Below are 23,725 nucleotides of genomic sequence, written 5' to 3' on the forward strand. Positions count from 1 at the left end.
AGGCGCCAATATGGTGCAAATACCTCTTACACCCGCGGATGTCATATACCTGAAAGGTAGACTCGCCGTGAAAGACTACGCGGGAGGATACCATTACTTATATAATGTTGCTCAAAAAGCCATTGCCAACCAGGCCGATGGCGAAGTGAGAGACCAGATGTTGATGACGGCTAACTGGCTTATGGCTGCAAAATCTATCAATAATATTGACGGAAGCTTTGCAAGCGAACTGGTTTCCAATTCCATGCGATATGCAGTTGAGCGCTCCGGAAGGAAATTCACTTCGCGTATGTATAAAAATGCTTCTGACAGATTAGCCCACCAAGTTATTGAGGATTTTATTTATGCTAAAGGCATCTTGCCAATTCAACAGATTATTGAAAGAGACGTGCAAGCCGCAGTAAAACACCTAGGTTTGGAACCATGGCAATGGGCCGGGACGCTCGGTGATGAGTTTCCTGTGTGGGGGGGTGGACTAGGGCATAATTACGTTGAGATTCCGGGCCGTAACTTTTTAGAGCAAATGGAAAATTATGCCACGGTATTTATACAAAATGCCGCTGCTATTGGGATGATTTTCGAAAAGTATTTTGGCAATGCCTCAATGATTATACCTATTGTAATAAAGATAGTATTTGAAGATTTATTAGTAAAAGGTGTAGAAGTTGATATTTCACTGCCTGTAGTTCCTGGTGGCGGTATAAGTAAGGGTGCGGCTGGTAGTCTTGACAGTGGCGGAAGTGGGGGGGCAGGTGGCGCTACTTCTGCATCGAACGGCTACAGCACAGGCGGAGGGGTACCTGTGACAAATATCCAAAGGCCAGCTGCTAATGTTGATATTTCTTTGGAAAGTGTTGGAGGTCTCAACTATATAACGCCAGAACAAATTGCAAGAATGAAATGCGCCTTAGAAAACAAAGTAGACCCTTTGATTTTGGATCTGGGTGGGGCCGGAGTAAAACTCACCAACCCTCATACCTCTCCTGTTCATTTCGACATGAACAACGATGGCGAGAAGGTGCAAACGGGGTGGAGCAGTACTGACGAGGGTATGGTTGTTTTGGACCTTGATGGCAACGGAAAAATTGATAATGTCTCGGAGTTGATGTCAGAGTATTTTGGTGCCGGACAAGGAAGCCGTGATTCTCCGAGTAAAAAAACCTTTGATAATGCATTTGATGCACTGCGCAGCCTGGATAGCAACAAAGACCTTAAGTTTGATAACCAGGATGAACGCTGGGGGGATGTGAGGGTTTGGGTTGATGCCAATCATGATGGCCAAAGCTCAGCAGATAGCCCTCAAGAAACTGGCAATGCAAGCGAGTTATACTCTCTGGACGAACTGGGTATTTCACACATTGATCTGACGTATACGAAGCCATTAGCAGATACCCGTAATGGGAACGATATAGTTGGGGTGAGTAGTTTTATTCAGAAAGGCGAAGTTAAAGAAGTCGTGGCTGTTAATTTCTCGACTATTGTTCCCGATGAGTCGTCGGAAGATACAGTGCCCAATTGAATGAGTGTCAAAAATAATATAAAAAATCCATGATTAGCCTGCATGCTGACTTCTTTCTTTGGACTCGTCTCCACTCCTGTGCATTGAGCACATTGTTGGTCACTTCAACTCTTTGAGCCTGTCGACGTCTAAAATCAGTCTGTTTTTTGACCATTTCACTGGTGTGTGCTTTTTTTTTGATTTTTTTCAACGCCCGAAAATTCCTTTTTCTGTTGCCGCCTCCACCCCCCTGACAGCCCCACCCCACAACGGCTGAACGTTGATCATGGCCATGTGTCATACCCAGTCATGAGCTAACGTATCAGACGTGTAGCCGTGGGCAGCGATTAGTGCTGAAAGGCCATCCATGTTTAACTTGAATGCTCGTTCAACTTAAACCGGTGGTCCGCTGCCCGCTCACAACAGGAGGCTAACCCTTGCCGAATCCGCTCTTTTTGATCCCGTTTTACCTCTATAAGGTGCACATCCAATGAGTGTACCGATCACGCCTGAAACGTCTTCGATCCGCATGAACCCGCCGGTATTTTACTTTGCCGCCGTGTTTATCCTGATCTTTGGCCTGGTGGTCATCGCCATGCCACAAGCAGCCGGTGAATGGCTGCTGGCCGCACAGAACTGGGCGGCCAATACGGTCGGCTGGTACTACATGTTAGCGATGACCCTGTATCTGATCTTCGTGGTCGTCACCGCCTTGTCCGGCTACGGCAAGATCAAGCTCGGTGCCGACCACGACGAACCCGAGTTCAGTTACCTGTCCTGGGCGGGCATGCTGTTCGCCGCCGGGATCAGCATCACGCTATTTTTCTTCTGTGTGTCCGAACCCCTGACCCATATGCTCGCCCCGCCCCAAGGCCCGGCCGGTACGTCAGAGGCTGCGCGCCAGGGCATGCAGCTGCTGTTCTTGCACTGGGGCCTGCATGGCTGGGGCGTGTTCGCTTTTGTGGGCATGGCGCTGGCCTACTTCGCCTACCGTCACAACCTGCCGCTGGCGCTGCGCTCAGCGCTCTACCCGCTGATCGGCAAGCGCATCAACGGGCCAATCGGCTATGCGGTGGATGGCTTCGGCATCATCGCCACCGTGTTTGGCCTGGGCGCCGACATGGGCTTTGGGGTGTTGCACCTCAACTCCGGGCTCGACTATCTGTTCGGCCTGCCGCATACCCAATGGGTGCAAGTGGGCCTGATCACGCTGATGATGGGCGCGGCGATCCTGGTGGCCATTGCGGGCGTCGATAAAGGCGTGCGGGTGATGTCCGACATCAACATGCTGCTGGCATGCGCGCTGCTGCTGTTTGTGCTGTTCGCAGGCCCCACCCAGCATTTGCTCAACACCCTGGTGCAAAACATCGGTGACTATCTTGGCGCCTTGCCGACCAAGAGTTTCGACGTGTACGCCTATGACAAACCCAGCGACTGGCTGGGCGGCTGGACGGTGTTCTACTGGGCCTGGTGGATCGCATGGTCGCCGTTTGTGGGCCTGTTCATTGCGCGTATTTCACGGGGCCGTACCATCCGCGAGTTCGTGTTCGGCGTACTGCTGATTCCGTTGGGCTTCACCCTGGCGTGGATGTCGATTTTCGGCAACAGCGCCATTGATCAGGTGCTCAACCACGGCATGGTTGCCCTCGGCCAGTCTGCCATCGACGACCCGTCGCGCACGCTTTACCTGCTGCTGGAGACCTACCCGTGGAGCCGGACCGTGATTGCGGTGACGGTGTTTATCAGCTTTGTGTTCTTCGTGACCTCGGCCGACTCCGGCACCGTGGTGCTGTCCACCCTCTCGGCGCGTGGCAATAACGCGGATGAGGACGGCCCTAAATGGCTGCGGGTGTTCTGGGGTGCGATGACGGCGCTGGTTACCAGTGCGCTGCTGTTCTCGGGCAGTATCGATGCGCTCAAGTCAGCGGTGGTGCTGACCTCGCTGCCGTTCTCGCTGATTTTGCTGCTGATGATGTGGGGCCTGCATAAGGCGTTCTACCTTGAGTCGCAAAAGCAGATTGCGCAGATGCACTCCCTGGCGCCGGTTTCGCACTCCCGTCGTGGCGGTTGGCGTCAGCGCTTGAGCCAGGCCGTGCACTTCCCGTCCCGTGACGAGGTGTATCGCTTCATGGATACCACCGTGCGCCCGGCGATTGAAGAAGTGAGCGCAGTGTTCCTGGAAAAAGGCCTGAATGTCGTCACCCAGCCGGACCCGGCCAACGACAACGTGAGCCTGGAAATCGGCCACGGCGACGAACATCCGTTCATCTACCAGGTGCAGATGCGCGGCTACTTCACGCCTTCCTTCGCCCGTGGTGGCTTTGGCAAAAAAGAGCAACTGCGAAACCGCCGTTACTACCGCGCTGAAGTGCATTTGGCCGAAGGCAGTCAGGATTACGACCTGACGGGCTACACCAAAGAGCAAATCATCAACGACATCCTCGACCAGTACGAACGTCATATGCAGTTTTTGCATTTGGTGCGGTGACAGCCAGGGCCCGCCTGCAATGGGCGGGCCTTGATTTTGTAGTTGCTGCTACGGGGCGCGACTCTAAAGAAATTACAGGGATAGCGATCTGACAGTTTCATCGCGTTTTGGCAGATCCAGTTCCACGTATCCGGCTTTCTCGAAGCGTTTATGGATACGGCTGCCCAGCCCTCTGTTCTGCTGCTTGTTGTTTTTGCTCATGGATATTCCTGCCTTGCGTGCAGAACGGTGACTATCTCGATCCGATTCGTGACTCTGTAGACCACCAGGTAATTGGGATGCACGACAATTTCCCGAGTCCCGGGTACTCGACCGAATCTATACAAATAGGGATGCTGAGGTAGAGCGGATATAGCGGCTTCAATGTTCTTGTAGAGCTCACTGGCCGCGACAAGATTGCGGTCGCTGATGTACTCAAGGATCTCGCTGAGTTGAGCCCGAGCAAGGGGCCGCCACTCAACCAGCATCGCGCTCTTTGCGTTTTGACTCGATCAGGGCCTGCATCTGGGCCATTACTTGATCGTGGGGGATGCCCGGGCGCGGATCATCAAGTGCGGCCTGTACCTTGGCTCGGAACCAGCGATCATAACTGGCGGCCTGCTCTTCGGTTTCGAACTCTGAAACGATCGGGGAAAGGTGGGCGCTCATGGAGACCTCCTGCGTGGGTGCCTTTGAGTCTAATCCGTCCACCACTTGCTGTCTTTGTAGCCACGACGAAGTGCACCTCAAGGGGTGTTTTTCAGCCACAAAAACCCCCGAAGGGCTCACACCTTTCGGGGTTGTGGATAAACCACGGTTTACAGCTTGGCGATGGACACTTCGGTGGATTTTACAAACGCGATCACTTCGCTGCCGACCACCAGTTCCAGCTCTTTGACCGAGCGGGTGGTGATCACGGAGGTCACGATGCCCGATGCGGTCTGTACGTCGATTTCCGACAGCACGTCGCCCAGCACGATTTCCTTGATGTGGCCTTTGAACTGGTTGCGAACGTTGATGGCTTTAATGGTCATGGTGTCGATTCCTGTCTTGGGATAGAAAGTGGTTTTATTGCGCCCAGCGCAGTTGCGTAGGCAGCGGTGCAACGGGTTCCGGCTCAGGTGGCGAGCCAGGCAGTGCGAGAACACGGTTCAGTACTTCGGTTTCCAGTGCGGCCAGGCGGTGCGAGCCGCGTACTCGAGGGCGTTGCAGATCGACGGTGAGGTCCAGCCCCACCTGCCCTTCTTCAATCAAAATCACCCGGTCAGCAATCGCGACGGCTTCGCTGACGTCGTGTGTCACCAGCAACACGGTAAAACCATGCTGGCGCCACAGGCGTTCGATCAGGTCCTGCATTTCAATTCGGGTCAGGGCATCCAGTGCGCCCAGCGGTTCGTCGAGCAGCAGCAAGCGCGGCTGGTGGATCAGGGCGCGGGCCAGGGCCACACGCTGTTTTTGCCCGCCCGACAGTGCTGCTGGCCATTCATTGGCGCGTTCGGCCAGGCCGACTTCTTCCAGGGCCTTGAGCGCTTTGGGGCGCCAGTCGCCTTTAAGGCCAAGGCCCACGTTGTCGATGACTTTTTTCCAGGGCAGCAAACGTGCTTCCTGAAACATCAGTCGCGTGTCTTCACGGGCCGCTTGCAGCGGTGCGCTACCGGCCAGCAATTGGCCTGCGGTGGGCTGGTCGAGACCGGCCAGCAGGCGCATCAGGGTGCTTTTGCCGCAACCGCTGCGCCCGACAATGGCGACAAATTGCCCCGCCGGGATATGCAGATTGATATCTCGCAGCACCAGCCGCTCGCCGAAGGCTTTTTGCAGGCCGTTGATGGCCAGCGGGATGCCCTGGCGCAAACGTGGAGGTTGTTGAGCTGTCATGCTGCACCGCCTTTAACGACTTGATACGCCGGGTGCCAGCGCAACCAGATGCGCTCCAGACCACGGGCCGCGGTATCGGCCAGCTTGCCGAGCACGGCGTACAAAACAATTGCCAGCACCACCACGTCGGTTTGCAGGAACTCCCGGGCGTTCATCGCCAGGTAGCCGATGCCGGAGCTGGCGGAGATGGTTTCGGCCACGATCAACGTCAGCCACATAAAGCCCAGGGCAAAGCGCACGCCCACCAGGATAGAAGGCAACGCCCCCGGCAAGATCACCTGCCAGAACAGGCTGAAACCGGACAACCCGTAGTTGCGCGCCATCTCGACCAGCGCCGGGTCGACGTTGCGGATGCCGTGGTAGGTGTTGAGGTAGATCGGGAATAAAGTCCCCAGTGCTACCAGAAAAATCTTCGCCGACTCATCGATACCGAACCACAGGATGACCAGCGGAATCAGCGCCAGGTGCGGTACGTTGCGGATCATTTGCACCGAGCTATCGAGCAGGCGTTCGCCCCATTTCGACAGGCCGGTAATAAAGCCCAGCGCCAGGCCGATGCTGCCGCCGATGGCAAAGCCCAATCCGGCACGCCAGCCGCTGATGGCCAGGTGTTTCCAGATTTCGCCACTGCGTACCAGCTCGATCCCGGCCGTGATCACGGCACTGGGGGCGGGCAGGATGCGTGTCGACAACCAGCCCGCCGACACGGACAGCTGCCATACCGCCAGCAGCAACACAGGCAAGGCCCAGGGCGCCAGGGTGTGACCGATTTTATTGAGGCCCGAGGCCTTGCCTGAACTCATGGCGACCTCAGCTCTGCGACGCGGCTTTAGGGAGAATGTCATTGGCGACCATTTCGCCAAACGGGCTCACGTAGCTGGCGCCTTTTGGCAGTTCCGGGCGCTCGATATCCAGGTGCGGGAACAGCAGTTCGGCAACGCGGTACGACTCTTCCAGATGGGGATAACCCGAGAAGATAAAGGTGTCGATGCCAAGGTCGGCGTATTCCTGAACCCGGGCTGCCACGGTTGGGCCGTCACCGACCAGTGCCGTGCCGGCACCGCCACGCACCAGGCCCACGCCGGCCCACAGGTTGGGGCTGACTTCAAGGTTGTCGCGGCTACCGCCATGCAGGGCGGCCATGCGTTGCTGGCCGACCGAGTCGAAGCGCGACAGCGAGGCTTGAGCGCGGGCGATGGTGTCGTCGTCCAGATGGGAAATAAGTTTGTCGGCGGCTTTCCATGCCTCTTCGTTGGTTTCACGCACGATCACGTGCAGACGAATGCCGAAGCGTACGGTGCGGCCCAGCTTGGCGGCCTTGGCACGTACCTGTTCGATTTTTTCGGCGACGGCGGCCGGTGGCTCGCCCCAGGTCAGCACCATTTCAACTTGTTCGGCAGCCAGGTCTTGCGCAGCTTCCGACGATCCACCGAAGTACAGCGGCGGGCGCGGTTGCTGGATTGGCGGGTAAAGCAGCTTTGCGCCTTTGACGGTGATGTGTTCGCCGTCGTAGTCCACGGTTTCGCCTTCGAGCACACGACGCCAGATGCGGGTGAACTCCACCGAGGCCTGATAACGCTCTTCATGGCTGAGGAACAGGCCATCACCGGCCAGTTCTTCCGGGTCGCCGCCAGTCACCAGGTTAAACAGTGCGCGGCCACCGGACAGACGGTCCAGGGTCGCGGCCTGACGTGCCGCCACCGTGGGCGAGACAATGCCAGGGCGCAGGGCCACCAGAAATTTCAGGCGCTGGGTAACGGGGATCAGGGCTGCGGCCACCAACCAGGAGTCTTCGCACGAACGCCCTGTCGGAATCAGTACTCCGCCAAAGCCCAGACGGTCTGCGGCCTGTGCGACTTGTTGCAGGTAGCCGTAGTCAACGGCACGAGCGCCTTCGGAGGTGCCAAGGTAATGGCCGTCACCGTGGGTAGGCAGGAACCAGAAAATATTGAGGCTCATGGAGTGGTCTCCTAAATGGGGGCAGCAAGCGTTAGTTGGCTTTGGCCAGATTGGCCGGGGGCGTCCAGATCACGTCTTTCACAACCAGCGGCTTGGGGATCAACTTGAGTTGGTAAAAGGTGTCAGCGATTTTTTGCTGCGCGTTGACCACTTCAGGGGTCAGAAACTGTGCCCCATAGCCTTGGCGTTTGACCGCTGTCAGGGTGATTTCAGGAGACAGGCCCAACAGGGGCGCGACTTGTTGGGTCACGTCGTCAGGGTGGGCTTTGGCCCATTCGCCAATGTTGCGCACTTCATCGACCAGGGTTTCGATCACCTTGGGATGCTGTTCGGCGTAAGGCTTGGTGGCCAGATAGAACTGATGGTTGTCGGCGATACCGCTGGCGTCACGCAGGGTGCGCGCTTGCAGCTGTTGTTCGGCGGCGGCCTGGTACGGGTCCCAGATCACCCAGGCATCGACACTGCCGCGCTCGAAAGCGGCACGGGCATCGGCGGGTGGCAGGAACACGGTCTGGATATCGGTGTATTTCAGGCCAGCGTCTTCAAGGGCCCGCACCAGCAGGTAGTGAACGTTGGAGCCTTTGTTGAGCACGACCTTTTTGCCTTTGAGGTCTTTGACCGAGGTGATCGGTGAGTCCTTGGGCACCAGAATCGCTTCGCTGGTAGGGGCTGGCGGCTCGTAGGCCACGTAGAGCAGGTCGGCGCCGGCGGCCTGGGCGAACACGGGCGGGGTTTCGCCGGTCACGCCGAAGTCGATGGAGCCCACGTTCAGGCCCTCAAGCAGTTGCGGGCCACCGGGGAATTCGGTCCATTGCACGTCAACGCCCTGCTCGGCCAGACGCTTGTCCAGCGTGCCTTTGGCCTTGAGCAGCATCAGCGTGCCGTATTTTTGATAACCGATGCGCAGGGTATCGGCTTGAGCCTGGGTAACAGCGCCGAAGGACACAGCCGCAGCTAACAGTGCGACCAGACCGCGGCGCAAAATGACAGGGCGCATGGCGCTCTCCTTTTGAGGTTCGAGATTCGGGTAGCACCTGCCGAGCCGTTAGCGGATCAGTAAGGTGGTGAAGCGTGTTCCTGTCTGTGGGGATCTTGCTTTAAATGCTCCAGCGAGCCGTGACCAGGCGCTCGTTGAGGATGCCGGGATCCAGTGGTTTGGGGCGTCGCGCCAGGGCGCTGTAGAACTGTTCAAGGGACTCGTTCATGCGCTGTTCCAGCACGGGCACCAGTTGCGCTTGTGCGCTGCCTTCGCCGTAAGCGATCTGGCTGTCTTCGGCAAAAATGCCGTGCAGCATTTCCTGAGCCTTGAGCGCCGACAGTACGGGTTTGAGTGCGTAGTCCACGGCCAGCATGTGGGCGATGCTGCCACCGGTGGCGATGGGCAACACCACTTTGTGGCTCAGTGCGCGTTCGGGCAGCAAGTCGAGTACGGTTTTGAGTGCGCCGCTGAACGAGGCCTTGTAAACCGGCGTCGCAATCACCAGGCCGTCGGCGTTTTCAATCTGCTGCAGCAGGTCGATAATTTTTGGGCTGTCGAAGCGTGCGTGCAGCAAGTCTTCGGCCGGGAAATCACGTACCTGATAACTCACCACTTCGACGCCTTGCTGGTTGAGCCAGCGTTTGGCGTGCTCCAGCAACACTCCCGAACGGGATCGTTGGCTTGGGCTTCCTCCGAGTGTCACGACCAACATCTAGACGTTTCCTTGAATGAATATGTGCAATTCGCTGTCAGCGTTTTCGCTTGAGTGAACAGACCTTAACAGGTGATTTATATATCTATAAATCATATTTATTCATTTGTTTATTCTTAAAATGCATATGCGATTTTGTTAAATGAAACGCAAAAAAAAGGCCGTCGAAACGGCCAGAAACCCTGCTGAAGACACTGGTTGTGTGGGAGCGGGCTTGCTCGCGATGGGATCGCTGCGGTGCATCAGAAAAACCGCAGCGCCTTAATCGCGAGCAAGCCCGCTCCCACAAGGGAAGACATTCACATTACTTGTTGGGCTGCGGCGTGAGGCGCAGGTAGGGCTTCACGGCGCGGTAGCCCTTGGGGAAGCGTTTCTTGATTTCGTCTTCGTCCTTGAGCGATGGCACGATGACCACTTCGTCGCCGTCCTGCCAGTTGGCCGGTGTCGCGACTTTGTGGCTGTCCGTCAGTTGCAGGGAATCAATCACCCGCAGAATTTCGTTGAAGTTGCGCCCGGTGCTGGCCGGATAGGTGATGGTCAGGCGGATTTTTTTGTTCGGGTCAATCACGAACAGCGAGCGCACTGTCAGGGTGTCGCTGGCATTGGGGTGGATCAGGTCGTAGAGGTCAGACACCTTGCGATCGGCATCGGCCAGGATCGGGAAGTTGACCACGGTGTTCTGGGTTTCGTTGATGTCTTCGATCCACTTGTGGTGCGAGTCCACCGGGTCTACCGACAGCGCGATGGCTTTGACGCCACGCTTGGCAAACTCATCCTTGAGCTTGGCGGTAAAGCCCAGCTCGGTGGTGCACACCGGGGTGAAGTCCGCCGGGTGCGAGAACAACACGCCCCAGCTGTCGCCCAGCCATTCATGGAAGTGAATCTTGCCAGCGCTGGAATCCTGTTCGAAATCGGGGGCGATGTCGCCGAGTCTGAGGCTCATGGTGCAGCTCCTTTTTATAGGGAATGGCAGGGCGTGATGGCTTTACTCTGCCTGCGTCACGAGCTAATTAAAAAGAATAAATATCGATTTGGTTAGGTCTGAATGGAATATTAAAAACTGTTTCATTGGACGCAACAATGCACCAGGTCCAGTCTGGACTCAGTTGGGCAAGGGGAGCGGCAGGGAGCTGCGACATTTGAATGTGTTGCGAATTGACCGTTCAGGTCTTCGGTAAACACCCTGCCCGGCATTGCGCCGGGCAGGATTTTTCTAACCTTTGATCTACAACAGGCTTACAGCAACGGGATCGAGTAGCTGACGATCAGACGGTTTTCGTCTTGATCACGCTGGTTGGCAATGTCGTTGCGCCACATGGCGTTTTTCCACATGAAGCCCAGGTTTTTCAGCGTGCCTTCCTGGATAACGTAAGCCACGGTGATATCGCGTTCCCACTCGGAAGCGCCATTGCTGGTCTGTACACGGTTGACGTTGTAGGTGTCGATGTTATCGCCACGCAGGTAAACCGCGCCCGCCGTCAGGCCAGGAACGCCCACTTTAGCGAAGTCATACGAGTAGCGTGCCTGCCAGGTGCGTTCGCCAGCACGGGCAAATTTCGAGATCTGCATGTCGGTAGGGATGTAAGCCGATGCGCCGTCGCCCTGGTTCAGGAACGGGAAGTCGCTGCTGCCGTTGCTGACCTGATAACCGCCACCGAAGGTGTGACCTTCAACGGTGTACAGGAACAGGCCGCTGATCAGGTTGTTGTCGACCTTGCCCTTGCCGTTGGCCTGGGTGTGGTAATCGCCTGTGGTGTAGTAGGCCGGCTCGTTACCGTTCTTGCCGTCGTCGGAGCTGTTGAAGTAACGCAGGTCAGATTTCAACACGCCCGGGCCAATGGACCAGTTGTGGGTCAGACCCAGGAAGTGTTGCTTGTAGAAGTCTTCCAGGTTGCCGTAGTAGTACTGCAGCAACAGGTCTTTGTTGAGTTTGTAGTCAACGCCGCCGTAGTAGAACTTGTTAACGAACTTGCCCGTGCTGTAGTTCGAGCCGCCGTTGGCGCCGCCAAGCGACAGGCCTTCGTTGTTGCTGGAGTTACGACCCTTGGCGTGTTCGATCTGGCCGCCGGTGAAGGTCAGGTCCTTGAACTCGCTGGAGGTGATCTGGCCACCCTGGAAGGTTTGCGGAAGCAAACGACCGTCGTTGCTGACGATAACCGGCAGTTTTGGCTGCAGGGTACCGATGCGCAGTTCGGTCTGGGAAATCTTGGCTTTAGCGGTCAGGCCCAGGCTGGAGAAATCGTCTACAGCGTGGTTGCCGTCGCTTGGGAATACCGAGCCGCCAGCATTCAGACCCGTTGGGTTGCCGTGTTTGGCTGCGCTGGAGTCAAGTTTGACGCCCAGCAGGCCAATGGCGTCCACACCAAAGCCGACTGTGCCCTGGGTGAAACCCGAGGTGTAGTCCAGCTGGAAGCCTTGGCCCCATTCAGCGGTGTAGTTGGAGTTTTTCGGCGCACCCGAATCACGGTTGTCGTTGTTGATGTAGAAGTTACGCAGTTTCAGCGTGGCTTTGCTGTCTTCAATGAAGCCTGCAGCGCTTGCTTGTTGTGCCAACAACCCTACGGCCACAGCGATGGCCAAGGTGGACTTGTTCATTGTGTTGCTCCTTTGCGTTTCTAATTTTTGTATTTCATTAGCCCCGGATCTGAGGTCTGGGTGCTGCAGATGCGCGATTAGCGCCAGACGGTGACTGGCAAGTCAATCGTAACCAATCATGTCTACGACCTTTGTCTAGTCTCCCGTCGTTTGTGCGCAGATTAATGGCTATTTAATAAACCTAAAAAGAATTATTTATGATCTTTTAAGATCGAATAGGCATAAAGCAGGATATTTCCTACGCGCACGAAAAGGAATGCTATCGGTCTTTCGTCTAATTCCTAAACATAATTTCATGAATCTTTTAATAGCGTTTGGTTCTTAAACCCTGGCTTCGATCACAGGCAGGGAAAAATGCCTTGGCATCTGTGGCACGAGCCTGCCTGCGGATGTCGCGGAACTACATAAGCTAATGCTTAAAAGTTATTTATTTAGAGTTTCTTAGATCATTTAACCTCGCATTCTGCCGATATCCGGCCGCCTGCCGAGGAGCTTCCTGATGAAATTGCATTCTCCCTTACGCCTTTTGGCTGCTTTGTCTCTGGCGGGTGCCAGCTTCTTTGCGCAGGCTGCCAGCACGGATGTCACCGTGGCTTACCAGACCACCGTGGACCCGGCAAAAGTTGCCCAGGCCGATGGCGCCTACGAGAAAGCCACGGGGGCCAAGATCAACTGGCGCAAGTTTGATAACGGTGCCGACATCATTGCCGCCATCGCCTCGGGGGATGTGCAGATTGCTTACCTGGGCTCAAGCCCGCTGACGGCAGCAGTGACTCGCAACGTTCCGGTTGAAACCTTTCTGATCGCTACCCAGCTGGGCGGCTCTGAAGCTCTGGTCGCTCGCGACGGTTCCGGCATCAACGGTCCGCAGGATCTGGTCGGCAAAAAAGTGGCCGTGCCCTTTGTGTCCACCGGTCATTACAGCCTGCTGGCCGCTTTGAAGCACTGGAACATCGACCCTTCGAAAGTACAGATTCTGAACCTGGCGCCACCGGCCATCGTGGCGGCCTGGAAGCGTGGCGATATCGATGCCACCTACGTGTGGGATCCGGCACTGGGTACGGCCAAGGAAAACGGCAAGGTGCTGATTACTTCGGGTGAGCTGGGCAAGCTGGGCGCACCGACCTTTGATGCCTGGATCGTGCGCAAGGACTACGCCGCCAAGCACCCGGAAGTGGTCAAGCAGTTCGCCAAGGTGACGCTGGATGCCTATGCCGACTACCACAAGGATCCAAAAGCCTGGCTGGCCAATCAGAGCAACATCGACAAGGTGGTGAAACTGTCGGGCGCCAAGGCAACGGATATCCCTCTGTTGCTGCAAGGCAACGTGTACCCGCTGGCGGCTGACCAGGTTGTCTTGCTGGGCGCACCGACCACCAAAGCCCTGGCCGACACCGCTGCCTTCTTGAAAGAGCAGAAAAAAGTCGACGCCGTACTGCCGGACTACGCGCCGTCGGTCAACGCTACTTTTGTTACTCAATAATCAACGCAGCTGAGGAGTCGACGGTCATGGCCTTGTTATCGCTGGAGCGCATCAGCGCACAGTATCCTGGCGCCGCTGAGCCGGTGCTGTCGGACATCTCCGTCAGCCTCGGCCCTCAGCAACTGCTGGTCGCCCTCGGCCCTTCGGGCAGCGGTAAAACCTCGTTGCTGAATTTGATTGCAGGCTTTGTCGAGCCCAGCAGTGGTCGAATCACCCTGGATGGCGTGCCGGTACATGGCCCCAGCGCAGAGCGCGGCGTCGTGTTTCAGGACGATGTATTGCTGCCGTGGCAAGACGTGCTGGCGAACGTGGCCTTTGGCCTTGAACTGGCCGGCGTCCCGCGCAGCAAACGCGAAGCCCGCGCCCGTGAAATGCTTGCGCTGGTGGATTTGTCCGGTTTTGAGAAGCGCCGGGTGTGGGAACTGTCGGGCGGGCAAAAACAGCGTGTGGGCCTGGCCCGAGCGCTGGCTGCCGACCCCCGTGTGTTGCTGATGGACGAACCGTTCGGCGCCCTCGATGCCTTTACCCGTGAGCAAATGCAGGAGCTGCTGCTGCAAGTGTGCCGTCGCACCGACAAGCCCGTTTTCCTGATTACCCACGACATTGAAGAAGCGGTGTTTCTGGCCACGGATCTGATTTTGCTGGCGCCCAACCCGGGTCGTATTGTTGAACGGTTGACCCTGGATTTTGGCCAGCGCTACAACGCGGGCGAGTCTGCCCGCTCGATCAAGTCCGACCCTCGTTTTATCGAAACCCGTGAACATGTGCTTGAGCGCGTGTTTTCACAACGCGGTGCCGCCCAGCGGCAGGAGCGCGCATGAGCAGTTATGAAGCCGTTACTGGCGCCCCCGTTGCCGTGCCCCACGCACCGCGCCCGGTTAAACGCAGCCTGAGCACGCGCTGGATCAGCGTCCTGACCCTCGTCACTCTGATCGCCGTCTGGTGGGCTGTCACTGCGGGCGGGTGGATCGAGCCGCTGTTTTTGCCACCGCCCTCTGCCGTGCTGCAAAAAGGCTGGTTGCTCGCGACCGCTGGCTATATGGATTCCACCCTGTGGCAACACCTGGGCGCGAGTTTGAGCCGTATCGGGCTGGGGCTGGGCTTTGCGATTCTGACGGCAGTGCCGGTGGGTATCGCCATTGGTCACAACCGGATTGCTCGGGGGATTTTCGACCCGTTGATCGAGTTCTACCGCCCGATACCGCCTTTGGCCTATTTGCCGCTGATCGTGATCTGGTGCGGGATTGGCGAGTTGTCGAAAGTGTTGCTGATTTACCTGGCGATCTTTGCCCCTATCGCCATTGCTACCGCCACGGGCGTGCGCACGGTCGACCCGGCCAAAGTGCGCGCGGCGCAGTCGTTGGGTGCCACGCGCTGGCAGCTGATTCGCCATGTGATTTTGCCAAGTGCCTTGCCGGATATTTTGACCGGAGTACGCATTGGTCTGGGCGTGGGCTGGTCGACCCTGGTGGCCGCCGAGCTGATCGCCGCCACCAGTGGCCTGGGCTTCATGGTGCAATCCGCTGCGCAATTTCTGGTCACCGATGTGGTGGTGCTGGGGATTCTGGTGATCGCCATCATCGCCTTTGCCATGGAAATGGGCCTGCGGGCCCTGCAACGCAAGCTGGTGCCGTGGCACGGCCAGGCTCACTAATTAACAGAACTCGACGCTGATTAATCGGCGCGCTGATAAAGAGACAGATCATGAGCCTGACCATTACCCCGATTAGCTCTGCCCTTGGCGCCCAGATTGACGGCGTTGACCTGACTCAGCCCCTGAGTCTTGAGTACCGTGATGCCATCGAGCAAGCGTTGTTGGCGCATCATGTGGTGTTCTTCAGGAATCAGTCGATTACGCCCCAGCAGCAGGCACGTTTTGCCGCCAACTTCGGCGATCTGCATATTCATCCGATTTATCCCAACGTGCCGGAGCAGCCTGAAGTGCTGGTGCTGGACACGGCCGTGACCGACGTGCGCGACAATGCGGTGTGGCACACCGACGTGACTTTTTTGCCGACGCCGGCCATGGGCGCGGTGTTGAGTGCCAAGCAACTGCCGGCGTTTGGTGGCGATACATTGTGGGCGGCCGGGATCGCGGCTTTTGAAGGGTTGTCCGGGCCGCTGCAAGTGCTGCTGGAGGGGTTGACGGCCACCCATGACTTCACCAAGTCGTTCCCGCTGGAGCGTTTTGGATCGACCCCTGAAGACCTGGCGCGCTGGGAGCAAACCCGCAAGAACAATCCGCCGTTGTCGCACCCGGTGATCCGTACGCACCCGGTGAGCGGGCGCAAATCGCTGTTCGTCAACGAAGGCTTTACCACGCGGATCAATGAGCTGTCCGAAGCCGAAAGCGAAGCGATCCTGAAGCTGCTGTTCGCCCATGCCACCCGCCCGGAATACACCATTCGCTGGCGCTGGCAGGAAAACGACGTGGCATTTTGGGACAACCGCGTGACCCAGCATTACGCCGTGGATGACTACCGCCCTAACCGCCGCGTGATGCATCGTGCGACCATTTTGGGTGATGCGCCGTTCTGAGCCGCTCATCCACTTCTGTGGGAGCGGGCTTGCTCGCGATTCAGGCGGTGCGGTCTCTCGATGAACCGAGTCGATGCAATCGCGAGCAAGCCCGCTCCCACAAAGGCAATCTCACAAGAGTGGATGCAGGCTTACGGTCAGGTGTTTGACGGGCTTTCACGCTTGGGCAAAAAAGTCGGCAAGTACAGTCCCAGATAAGCATCCACCACGCGCATCCCTTCATCGGCCATGCGCGGGGTGATGCGCCGTTCTGAGCCGCTCATCCACTTCTGTGGGAGCGGGCTTGCTCGCGATTCAGGCAGTGCGGTCTCTCGATGAACCGAGTCGATGCAATCGCGAGCAAGCCCGCTCCCACAAAGGCAATCTCACAAGAGTTGATGCAGGCAAACGGTCAGGTGTTTGACGGGCTTTCGCGTTTGGGCAAAAAAGTCGGCAAGTACAGTCCCGGATAAGCATCCACCACGCGCATCCCTTCTTCGGCCATGCGCGGGGTGATGCGCCGTTCTGAGCCGCTCATCCACTTCTGTGGGAGCGGGCTTGCTCGCGATTCAGGCGGTGCGGTCTCTCGATGAGCCGAGTCGATGCAATCGCGAGCAAGCCCGCTCCCACAAAGGCAATCTCACAAGAGTAGATGCAGGCTTACGGTCAGGTGTTTGACGGGCTTTCACGTTTGGGCAAAAAAGTCGGCAAGTACAGTCCCAGATAAGCATCTACCACGCGCATCCCTTCTTCGGCCATGCGCGGGGTGATGCAGTCGTGCAACTGGATGGAGCGCGCATACACGCGGTCGCCCAGTTCCATCGCCAAGGCAAATACGTCCACGTCCTGTGGCAGTACTGGCAGCTCAAAATGACGCATAAACAAGCCATGCATCAGTTGGCCCAGTTCAAGGTCGTGCTGGCGGTCGGCCCGGGTGACTTCGGTGAGGCCATGCTGGGCCAGGATCAGTTGCCGGGCGGCAGCATCCTCGCTGTAGATCGTCAGCATGCGCTGCTCAATAATGCGCGACAAATCTCCCCAACCCTTTAAGCCGTCATGTTCGATCGGCACCTGCAGGCAGGCGCGGAATGCGCCATGCACGTCACCGGTCAGCGCTTCGAGGAGCGCGGGCACTCCCGCAAAGAAGTGATAGACCGATGACGGCGGGATTTGCGCGCGTTCGGCCACGCTGTAAATCGACAGGCTGGACACCCCTTCTTCTGCCAGCAATGTGCGGGCAGCATTGAGTATCAAATCGATCCGGACCTGGCTGCGGGCGCGTGACTTTCGAGGGGTGGCAAGGCGCGTCATGGGTGTCTCCTGCGGGGCAGTCGGCATTGTACGAGCCGGGTCCGAGGTTGTCTGTAAACCCGCAGCGTTAGCCCGCGAACTTCACCATGCGATCGTTAGTCGGCTGGATTGGGCGCGCATTCATCGGGAACAACTGCTTGAAGGCATTGAGTTGTTGTTGGGAGACCGTGCCCGGCACCTTCAACACCTGCCAGCGAACGCCTTCGGTACAGGGTGGAGTCGTCAGCGATCCCATGAACGTGAAGTAATCCAGCTTTTCAGGAAACAGGCTCTGCAGATCCAGGTTGTTCAAGGTCACTGAGTCACCCTCACGACGCGGCAGGCTTGAAAACAGGGAGTCCAAGGCTTTGTTCTTTGCTCCGACGTCAAACAACAGGGCAATGACTGCCAGGTTGCCAACGGCATCACGGTGTACCAAATGAGCGCTAAATGGGTACTTTCGACCATCGATTTGCATTTCAGCGGGGGTATGGAAGTGCATTTGCACGAAGTCATGGGTGCCTGACGCCAAGGTCACATCGCCTTTTGATTCAGTGGTGACTTCCAGGCTATGACCATTATGTTTCACCACGGCCGGGCCAGCCGGGTAGTGTATGGCCAGGGCAGGCAGAGCTGCGGAGGTGTTGGCCTTGATATTGATCGGTGATTGCTGGGTGCCAGCGCTGCACAGGGCGTGCTCGTCGTGCAGGTCGCCCCACTCGTCAGGCCCTGTGGGCGACAGGTAATTCCAGTGGGTGTGGCTGGTCGGGGCCGCGGTTACGGGGCCAAGGCCGATGGCAAACAGGGCGATGCCCAGGTAATGGAGTTTCATGAATGTGTCTTCGTGGACGGTGGCTGGTAAGGACAGCCGGGAAAACATTTTGAAACAATCTGTGCGGTGTTTATGTAGGGGGTTTCTGGAGGAGCGGGTAGGAAAATACGATTTGATGGGTGGTCGATGCCCATAAAAAAACGCCGCAGGCCGTGAGGCCTGCGGCGTTTTTTGTGGACTGCAATCGCTTACACGGTATGCAAGTACCAGTTGTATTCGAGGTCGGAGATGGAGTGTTCAAACTCTTCCAGCTCGCTCTCTTTACAGGCGACAAAAATATCGATGTATTTCGGATCGATGTATTTGGCCATGACTTCGCTGTCATCCAGCTCGCGCAACGCATCGCGCAGGTTGTTTGGCAGGCTTTGCTCGTTCTGCTCGTAGCTGTTGCCTTCGACTGGCGCACCCGGTTCGATCTTGTTGGTCAGACCGTGGTGAACACCGGCCAGCACAGAGGCCATCAACAGGTACGGGTTGGCATCGGCACCGGCAACCCGGTGTTCGATACGGACCGAGTCGGACGAGCCGGTGGGTACGCGAATGGCCACGGTACGGTTGTCCAGGCCCCAGCACGGCGAGTTCGGCACGTAGAACTGTGCGCCGAAACGACGGTAGGAGTTGACGTTCGGGCAAAGGAAGGCCATCTGCGCTGGCAGGGTCTCCAGCACACCGCCGATCGCGTGACGCAATGCGGCGTTCTGCTCGGGATCCTCGCTGGCAAAAATATTTTTGCCCTCTTTGTCCAGAATCGATATGTGAACGTGTAGTCCGTTGCCTGCCTGGCCCGGGTAAGGCTTGGCCATGAAGGTGGTGTCCATCTCATGGTCGTAGGCGATGTTTTTGATCAGACGTTTGAGCAGTACCGCGTAGTCGCAGGCCTTGATCGGGTCGGCAACGTGGTGCAGGTTCACTTCGAATTGCGCCGGGGCACTTTCTTTAACGATGGCGTCAGCCGGGATGCCTTGCTCTTTGGCACCTTCCAGAATGTCCTGGAGGCAGTCGACGTATTCATCGAGGTCGTCGATCAGGTAAACCTGAGTCGAGTGCGGACGTTTGCCGGAGATCGGCGAACGTGGAGGCTGTGGGCGACCGTTAACGTTCTCCTGGTCAATCAGGTAGAACTCCAGCTCGAAAGCTGCGCAGATGGTCAGGCCCATTTCGTCAAATTTGGTAACAACTTGACGGAGCACTTCCCGTGGGTCGGCGAAGAAAGGTTCGCCTTCAAGCTCGTGCATGGTCATCAGCAGTTGCGCGGTTGGGCGCTTTTGCCAAGGCTCGTTGCACAGGGTGTCGGGGATGGGATAACAGATTCTGTCTGCGTCACCGATATCCAGACCCAGGCCGGTGCTTTCCACCGTTGAGCCATTGATATCAAGGGCAAATAGAGAGGCCGGCAGGTTGATGCCTTTCTCGTAAACCTTGTGCAGGCTGGTGCGTTCGATGCGCTTACCGCGCACCACACCATTCATATCCGCAATGAGAAGGTCTACGTACAGAACCTCAGGATGATCCTTAAGGAACGCGTTCGCTTCGTTAAGCTGAACGGCACGCGGGGGTACCGACATGATGCAACACCTTTGTTGTTAAAAATATCAATCATTGAGCGCTACGGGTTTCAGTCAACCCGAACGGCATACCGAAGTCAAGCAGCCTCTTTTTTGCCCTTAAAAAGCGCCGAAAGGCCATTTTTGACGCTTTTTGGGGCGTGTTTGGCCTGTTTCAATTCTTGCCGACCGCGGGCTTGAGCGGACCGTGTTGTATTTTTTACGGGGGTGTTGTGTAAAAAAATGAACAAGGCTAAGCTCGATTCAAACCCATAACAGCAATAATACCGGGGTGTTACATGTCACGCCTGCCGTTAATCGGCGTTACCGCCTGCACCAAGCAGATCGGTTTGCATCCTTATCACATCACTGGCGATAAGTACGTGCGAGCAGTTGCAGTGGCTGCCAAAGGCTTGCCTCTGATCATTCCGTCATTGGCGCAACTGATTGATCCGACCGATATTCTTGACGGTCTGGACGGCATTCTCTTTACCGGATCGCCCTCCAATATTGAACCCCATCTCTATGGCGGTACCGCCAGTGTGCCAGGCACGTTGCATGATCCTGAACGTGATCTGACTACCCTCCCCTTGATTCGTGCTGCGTTGGCGGCTGGTGTTCCGGTGCTCGGTATTTGCCGCGGCTTTCAGGAATTGAATGTAGCTCTGGGTGGCTCACTTCACCAGAAATTGCACGAAGTCGAAGGCTTTATTGAGCATCGCGAAGATCCCAGCGCCCCGGTTGAAGTGCAATACGCGCCGAGCCACGCCATGCACGTTCAACCCGGCGGCGTCCTGGCAGGCCTGGGCTTGCCTGCGGAGTTCGAGGTCAATTCGATTCATACCCAGGGTATCGAGCGGGTAGCGCCGGGCCTGCGGGTTGAAGCGATTGCCCCGGACGGTCTGGTTGAGGCGGTGTCGGTGGAGGGCGGCAAGGCTTTTGCTTTAGCGGTTCAGTGGCACCCCGAATGGCAGGTAAGCTCTAACCCGATTTATCTCGCCCTCTTCCAGGCATTTGGAGATGCCTGCAGAAGGCGCGCAACACAACGCGACGCGGATGCGTCAGTAAACGCCTGACTTATTCAAGTCAGGACACTCAGCCCAGAGGCATTTATGAGTAACAACCTCGACCAGCTCACCGATTGGTTGAAAGACCACAAGATCACAGAAGTCGAATGCATGATCGCCGACCTCACCGGGATTACTCGCGGGAAGATTTCGCCGACCAACAAGTTCATTGCTGAAAAAGGCATGCGCCTGCCCGAAAGCGTCCTGCTGCAAACCGTAACGGGCGACTATGTCGAAGACGACATCTATTACGAGCTTCTGGATCCGGCCGATATCGACATGATCTGCCGCCCTGACCAGAACGCAGTCTTTGTGGTGCCGTGGGCGATTGAGCCGACCGCTCAGGTGATTCACGACACCTACGACAAGCAGGGCAACCCGATTGAGTTGTCGCCGCGCAACGTGCTTAAAAAAGTGCTCAAACTCTATGCCGACCACGGCTGGCAGCCGATTGTGGCGCCAGAAATGGAGTTTTACCTGACCAAGCGCAGCGACGACCCGGATTACCCGTTGCAGCCGCCGGTCGGTCGCTCCGGTCGCCCTGAAACCGGTCGTCAGTCCTTCTCCATTGAAGCGGCCAACGAATTCGATCCGCTGTTCGAAGACGTTTACGACTGGTGCGAGCTGCAAGAGCTGGATCTGGACACGCTGATCCATGAAGACGGCACGGCGCAGATGGAAATCAACTTCCGTCATGGCGACGCACTGTCGTTGGCCGACCAGATCCTGGTGTTCAAGCGCACGATGCGCGAAGCCGCACTCAAGCACGACGTAGCCGCCACGTTCATGGCCAAGCCCATGACCGGTGAGCCTGGCAGCGCCATGCATTTGCACCAGAGCATTATCGACATCAACACGGGCAAGAACATCTTCTCCAATGAAGACGGGACCATGAGCCAGTTGTTCCTCAATCACATCGGCGGGTTGCAGAAGTTCATTCCAGAACTGCTGCCCCTGTTCGCGCCGAACGTGAACTCCTTCCGCCGCTTCCTGCCGGACACCTCGGCACCGGTAAACGTGGAATGGGGCGAAGAGAACCGCACCGTGGGCTTGCGTGTGCCGGATGCAGGCCCGCAAAACCGCCGGGTTGAAAACCGTTTGCCGGGCGCCGACGCCAACCCGTACCTGGCCATTGCGGCCAGCTTGCTGTGTGGCTACATCGGTATGGTCGAGGGCATCAATCCGAGTGCGCCAGTGGTCGGGCGTGGTTATGAGCGTCGTAATTTGCGTCTGCCTCTGACCCTCGAAGAGGCATTGGCCCGCATGGAAAGCAGCAAGACTGTCGAGAAGTACCTGGGCACCAAGTTCATTGCAGGCTACGTGGCCGTCAAACGTGCCGAGCATGAAAACTTCAAGCGCGTCATCAGTTCGTGGGAGCGGGAATTCCTGCTGTTCGCCGTCTGACACGCCGAGGGGCTGCGCCTTGGAGGCGCGCCCCTCCTCTACTGAATAAAAGGAGAGCTGTATGACTAACAAGAACCCGCAAACCCTTCAATGGCAACAACTGAGTAACGACCACCACCTGGCACCATTCAGCGACTTCAAACAGTTGAAGGAAGTGGGCCCACGTATCATCACGCACGCCAAGGGCGTGTATCTGTGGGACAGCGAAGGCCACAAGATTCTCGACGGCATGGCCGGCCTGTGGTGTGTTGCCATCGGTTATGGCCGTGACGAGCTGGCCGAAGCTGCCAGCAAGCAAATGCGCGAGCTGCCGTACTACAACCTGTTTTTCATGACCGCGCACCCGCCGGTGCTCGAGCTGTCCAAAGCCATCGCCGAGATCGCGCCTGAAGGCATGAATCACGTGTTCTTCACCGGCTCAGGCTCTGAAGGCAACGACACCATGTTGCGTATGGTTCGCCACTACTGGGCGATCAAAGGCCAGCCCAACAAGAAAACCATCATCAGCCGCAAAAACGGCTACCACGGTTCCACCGTGGCCGGCGCCAGCCTGGGCGGCATGACCTACATGCACGAACAGGGTGACTTGCCGATCCCGGGCATTACCCACATCCCGCAGCCGTACTGGTTCGGTGAAGGTGGCGACATGTCCCCGGAAGAGTTCGGCATCTGGGCTGCCAATCAGCTTGAAGAAAAAATCCTCGAACTGGGCGTCGATAATGTCGGTGCCTTCATTGCCGAGCCGATCCAGGGCGCAGGCGGCGTGATTGTGCCGCCCGCCACTTACTGGCCACGCATCAAGGAAATCCTGGCCAAGTACGACATTCTCTTTGTTGCCGATGAAGTGATTTGTGGTTTTGGTCGCACCGGCGAGTGGTTCGGCAGCGATTTCTACGACCTCAAGCCGGACATGATGACCATCGCCAAAGGCCTGACCTCGGGCTACATCCCGATGGGCGGCCTGATCGTGCGCGACGAGGTGGTTGCCGTGCTCAACGAAGGTGGCGATTTCAACCACGGCTTCACCTACTCGGGTCATCCGGTGGCAGCGGCAGTGGCACTGGAAAACATCCGCATCCTGCGCGAAGAAAAAATTATCGAGAAGGTCCACGCTGAAACGGCACCGTATTTGCAAAAGCGTTTACGTGAACTGAACGATCACCCGTTGGTGGGCGAAGTGCGTGGTGTAGGCCTGTTGGGTGCCATTGAACTGGTGCAGGACAAAGCCACCCGCAAACGTTACGAAGGCCGTGGTGTTGGCATGATCTGCCGCCAATTCTGCTTCGCTAACGGTCTGATCATGCGTGCCGTAGGCGACACCATGATCATCTCGCCGCCTCTGGTGATCAGTAAAGACGAGATCGACGAGCTGGTGACCAAGGCGCGTAAGTGCCTGGATCTGACCTTGGAAACATTGCAAGGTTAACTGCTAGGCTTTGGGCGCAAGACAACTTAGGTTTTAAAGTAGGCAATTGCGCTCAGAGCCTTAAGAATCAAGGCTCT

Annotated in this window: 24 protein-coding genes and 1 pseudogene; 9 read left to right on the forward strand and 16 right to left on the reverse strand. The window is 57.1% G+C overall.

Going from position 1 to position 23,725, the window contains the following annotated elements; genetic code table 11:
• The first annotated feature begins 67 nt into the window (after positions 1–67).
• Complete coding sequence (locus AACY07_RS12345) at positions 68–1,519, forward strand: hypothetical protein (protein ID WP_339475006.1); 1,452 nt, start codon at positions 68–70, stop codon at positions 1,517–1,519.
• A 508-nt stretch (positions 1,520–2,027) separates the two neighbouring features.
• Positions 2,028–3,986: a choline transporter BetT gene (betT, locus tag AACY07_RS12350; protein ID WP_219262037.1), complete on the forward strand. Its 1,959-nt coding sequence runs from the start codon at positions 2,028–2,030 to the stop codon at positions 3,984–3,986.
• Between the two features lie 72 nt (positions 3,987–4,058).
• Here betT and AACY07_RS12355 read toward each other — a convergent pair whose 3' ends face one another.
• The 11 genes from AACY07_RS12355 to AACY07_RS12405 form a co-directional block, all read right to left on the reverse strand.
• On the reverse strand, positions 4,059–4,187 hold the full coding sequence (locus tag AACY07_RS12355) for a hypothetical protein (protein ID WP_257622897.1): 129 nt from the start codon (positions 4,185–4,187) through the stop codon (positions 4,059–4,061).
• Entirely contained in the window at positions 4,184–4,453 is a 270-nt protein-coding gene (locus tag AACY07_RS12360) for a type II toxin-antitoxin system RelE/ParE family toxin (protein ID WP_046808790.1), read from the reverse strand. The genes AACY07_RS12355 and AACY07_RS12360 overlap by 4 nt, the downstream gene beginning before the upstream one ends.
• Positions 4,443–4,634, reverse strand: coding sequence for a type II toxin-antitoxin system RelB family antitoxin (relB, locus tag AACY07_RS12365; protein ID WP_326398884.1), 192 nt, complete (start codon positions 4,632–4,634; stop codon positions 4,443–4,445). Before relB ends, AACY07_RS12360 begins: the two co-directional genes overlap by 11 nt.
• Before the next feature lie 149 nt (positions 4,635–4,783).
• Positions 4,784–4,999: a TOBE domain-containing protein gene (locus AACY07_RS12370; RefSeq protein WP_003444581.1), complete on the reverse strand. Its 216-nt coding sequence runs from the start codon at positions 4,997–4,999 to the stop codon at positions 4,784–4,786.
• 34 nt (positions 5,000–5,033) lie between these two features.
• Positions 5,034–5,840 carry an aliphatic sulfonates ABC transporter ATP-binding protein gene (gene ssuB / locus AACY07_RS12375; protein WP_019828605.1) on the reverse strand — a complete coding sequence of 269 codons (807 nt, stop codon included), beginning with the start codon at positions 5,838–5,840 and terminating at the stop codon, positions 5,034–5,036.
• On the reverse strand, positions 5,837–6,643 hold the full coding sequence (ssuC, locus tag AACY07_RS12380; RefSeq protein ID WP_133074967.1) for an aliphatic sulfonate ABC transporter permease SsuC: 807 nt from the start codon (positions 6,641–6,643) through the stop codon (positions 5,837–5,839). The genes ssuB and ssuC overlap by 4 nt, the downstream gene beginning before the upstream one ends.
• 7 nt (positions 6,644–6,650) lie before the next feature.
• Entirely contained in the window at positions 6,651–7,799 is a 1,149-nt protein-coding gene (gene ssuD / locus AACY07_RS12385; protein ID WP_019828602.1) for an FMNH2-dependent alkanesulfonate monooxygenase, read from the reverse strand.
• Between the two features lie 31 nt (positions 7,800–7,830).
• Complete coding sequence (locus AACY07_RS12390) at positions 7,831–8,796, reverse strand: sulfonate ABC transporter substrate-binding protein (RefSeq protein WP_133074968.1); 966 nt, start codon at positions 8,794–8,796, stop codon at positions 7,831–7,833.
• Between the two features lie 100 nt (positions 8,797–8,896).
• Positions 8,897–9,490, reverse strand: coding sequence for an NADPH-dependent FMN reductase (gene ssuE / locus AACY07_RS12395; protein ID WP_133074969.1), 594 nt, complete (start codon positions 9,488–9,490; stop codon positions 8,897–8,899).
• A 304-nt stretch (positions 9,491–9,794) separates the two neighbouring features.
• Positions 9,795–10,433, reverse strand: coding sequence for a peroxiredoxin (locus tag AACY07_RS12400; RefSeq protein WP_095027738.1), 639 nt, complete (start codon positions 10,431–10,433; stop codon positions 9,795–9,797).
• 293 nt (positions 10,434–10,726) lie between these two features.
• Entirely contained in the window at positions 10,727–12,085 is a 1,359-nt protein-coding gene (locus AACY07_RS12405) for an OprD family porin (RefSeq protein WP_339475007.1), read from the reverse strand.
• 499 nt (positions 12,086–12,584) lie between these two features.
• Here AACY07_RS12405 and tauA point away from each other — a divergent pair, with 499 nt between their 5' ends.
• Genes tauA through tauD form a run of 4 tightly spaced genes read left to right on the forward strand, consistent with a single transcriptional unit; the run spans position 12,585 to position 16,106 of the window.
• Positions 12,585–13,568, forward strand: a complete 984-nt coding sequence (gene tauA, locus AACY07_RS12410; protein WP_019828597.1) for a taurine ABC transporter substrate-binding protein — start codon at positions 12,585–12,587, stop codon at positions 13,566–13,568.
• 26 nt (positions 13,569–13,594) lie between these two features.
• Positions 13,595–14,389, forward strand: coding sequence for a taurine ABC transporter ATP-binding subunit (tauB, locus tag AACY07_RS12415; protein WP_133074971.1), 795 nt, complete (start codon positions 13,595–13,597; stop codon positions 14,387–14,389).
• Positions 14,386–15,222, forward strand: a complete 837-nt coding sequence (gene tauC, locus AACY07_RS12420) for a taurine ABC transporter permease TauC (protein WP_019828595.1) — start codon at positions 14,386–14,388, stop codon at positions 15,220–15,222. Before tauB ends, tauC begins: the two co-directional genes overlap by 4 nt.
• 50 nt (positions 15,223–15,272) lie before the next feature.
• A complete protein-coding gene (gene tauD, locus AACY07_RS12425; RefSeq protein ID WP_133074972.1) occupies positions 15,273–16,106 on the forward strand; it encodes a taurine dioxygenase in 834 nt (277 codons plus the stop codon).
• 137 nt (positions 16,107–16,243) lie between these two features.
• Here the strand turns inward: tauD and AACY07_RS12430 are convergent.
• The 5 genes and pseudogenes from AACY07_RS12430 to AACY07_RS12450 all read right to left on the reverse strand — a co-directional run.
• A pseudogene (locus tag AACY07_RS12430) lies at positions 16,244–16,351 on the reverse strand (TetR/AcrR family transcriptional regulator); the annotation flags it as partial.
• 146 nt (positions 16,352–16,497) lie between these two features.
• On the reverse strand, positions 16,498–16,623 hold the full coding sequence (locus AACY07_RS12435) for a hypothetical protein (RefSeq protein WP_445261377.1): 126 nt from the start codon (positions 16,621–16,623) through the stop codon (positions 16,498–16,500).
• Between the two features lie 128 nt (positions 16,624–16,751).
• The gene (locus AACY07_RS12440; protein ID WP_339475010.1) at positions 16,752–17,396 is read right to left on the reverse strand and encodes a TetR/AcrR family transcriptional regulator; all 645 of its coding nucleotides are present in this window, start codon (positions 17,394–17,396) and stop codon (positions 16,752–16,754) included.
• Between the two features lie 67 nt (positions 17,397–17,463).
• Positions 17,464–18,207 (reverse strand): carbonic anhydrase, encoded by a 744-nt coding sequence (locus AACY07_RS12445; protein ID WP_339475011.1) that lies wholly within the window; start codon positions 18,205–18,207, stop codon positions 17,464–17,466.
• A gap of 188 nt (positions 18,208–18,395) precedes the next feature.
• Positions 18,396–19,772, reverse strand: a complete 1,377-nt coding sequence (locus AACY07_RS12450; protein ID WP_019828592.1) for a glutamine synthetase family protein — start codon at positions 19,770–19,772, stop codon at positions 18,396–18,398.
• A gap of 278 nt (positions 19,773–20,050) precedes the next feature.
• On the opposite strand from AACY07_RS12450, the gene AACY07_RS12455 reads away from it, so the two are divergent.
• The 3 genes from AACY07_RS12455 (at position 20,051) to AACY07_RS12465 (ending at position 23,648) form a co-directional block, all read left to right on the forward strand.
• Positions 20,051–20,827, forward strand: coding sequence for a gamma-glutamyl-gamma-aminobutyrate hydrolase family protein (locus tag AACY07_RS12455; protein ID WP_133074975.1), 777 nt, complete (start codon positions 20,051–20,053; stop codon positions 20,825–20,827).
• 36 nt (positions 20,828–20,863) lie between these two features.
• Complete coding sequence (locus AACY07_RS12460) at positions 20,864–22,222, forward strand: glutamine synthetase family protein (protein WP_133074976.1); 1,359 nt, start codon at positions 20,864–20,866, stop codon at positions 22,220–22,222.
• 61 nt (positions 22,223–22,283) lie between these two features.
• A complete protein-coding gene (locus tag AACY07_RS12465; RefSeq protein ID WP_133074977.1) occupies positions 22,284–23,648 on the forward strand; it encodes an aspartate aminotransferase family protein in 1,365 nt (454 codons plus the stop codon).
• Positions 23,649–23,725 lie beyond the last annotated feature (77 nt).

Source organism: Pseudomonas sp. RL_5y_Pfl2_69, assembly GCF_963970465.1.
In the GTDB taxonomy this organism is placed as follows: domain Bacteria; phylum Pseudomonadota; class Gammaproteobacteria; order Pseudomonadales; family Pseudomonadaceae; genus Aquipseudomonas.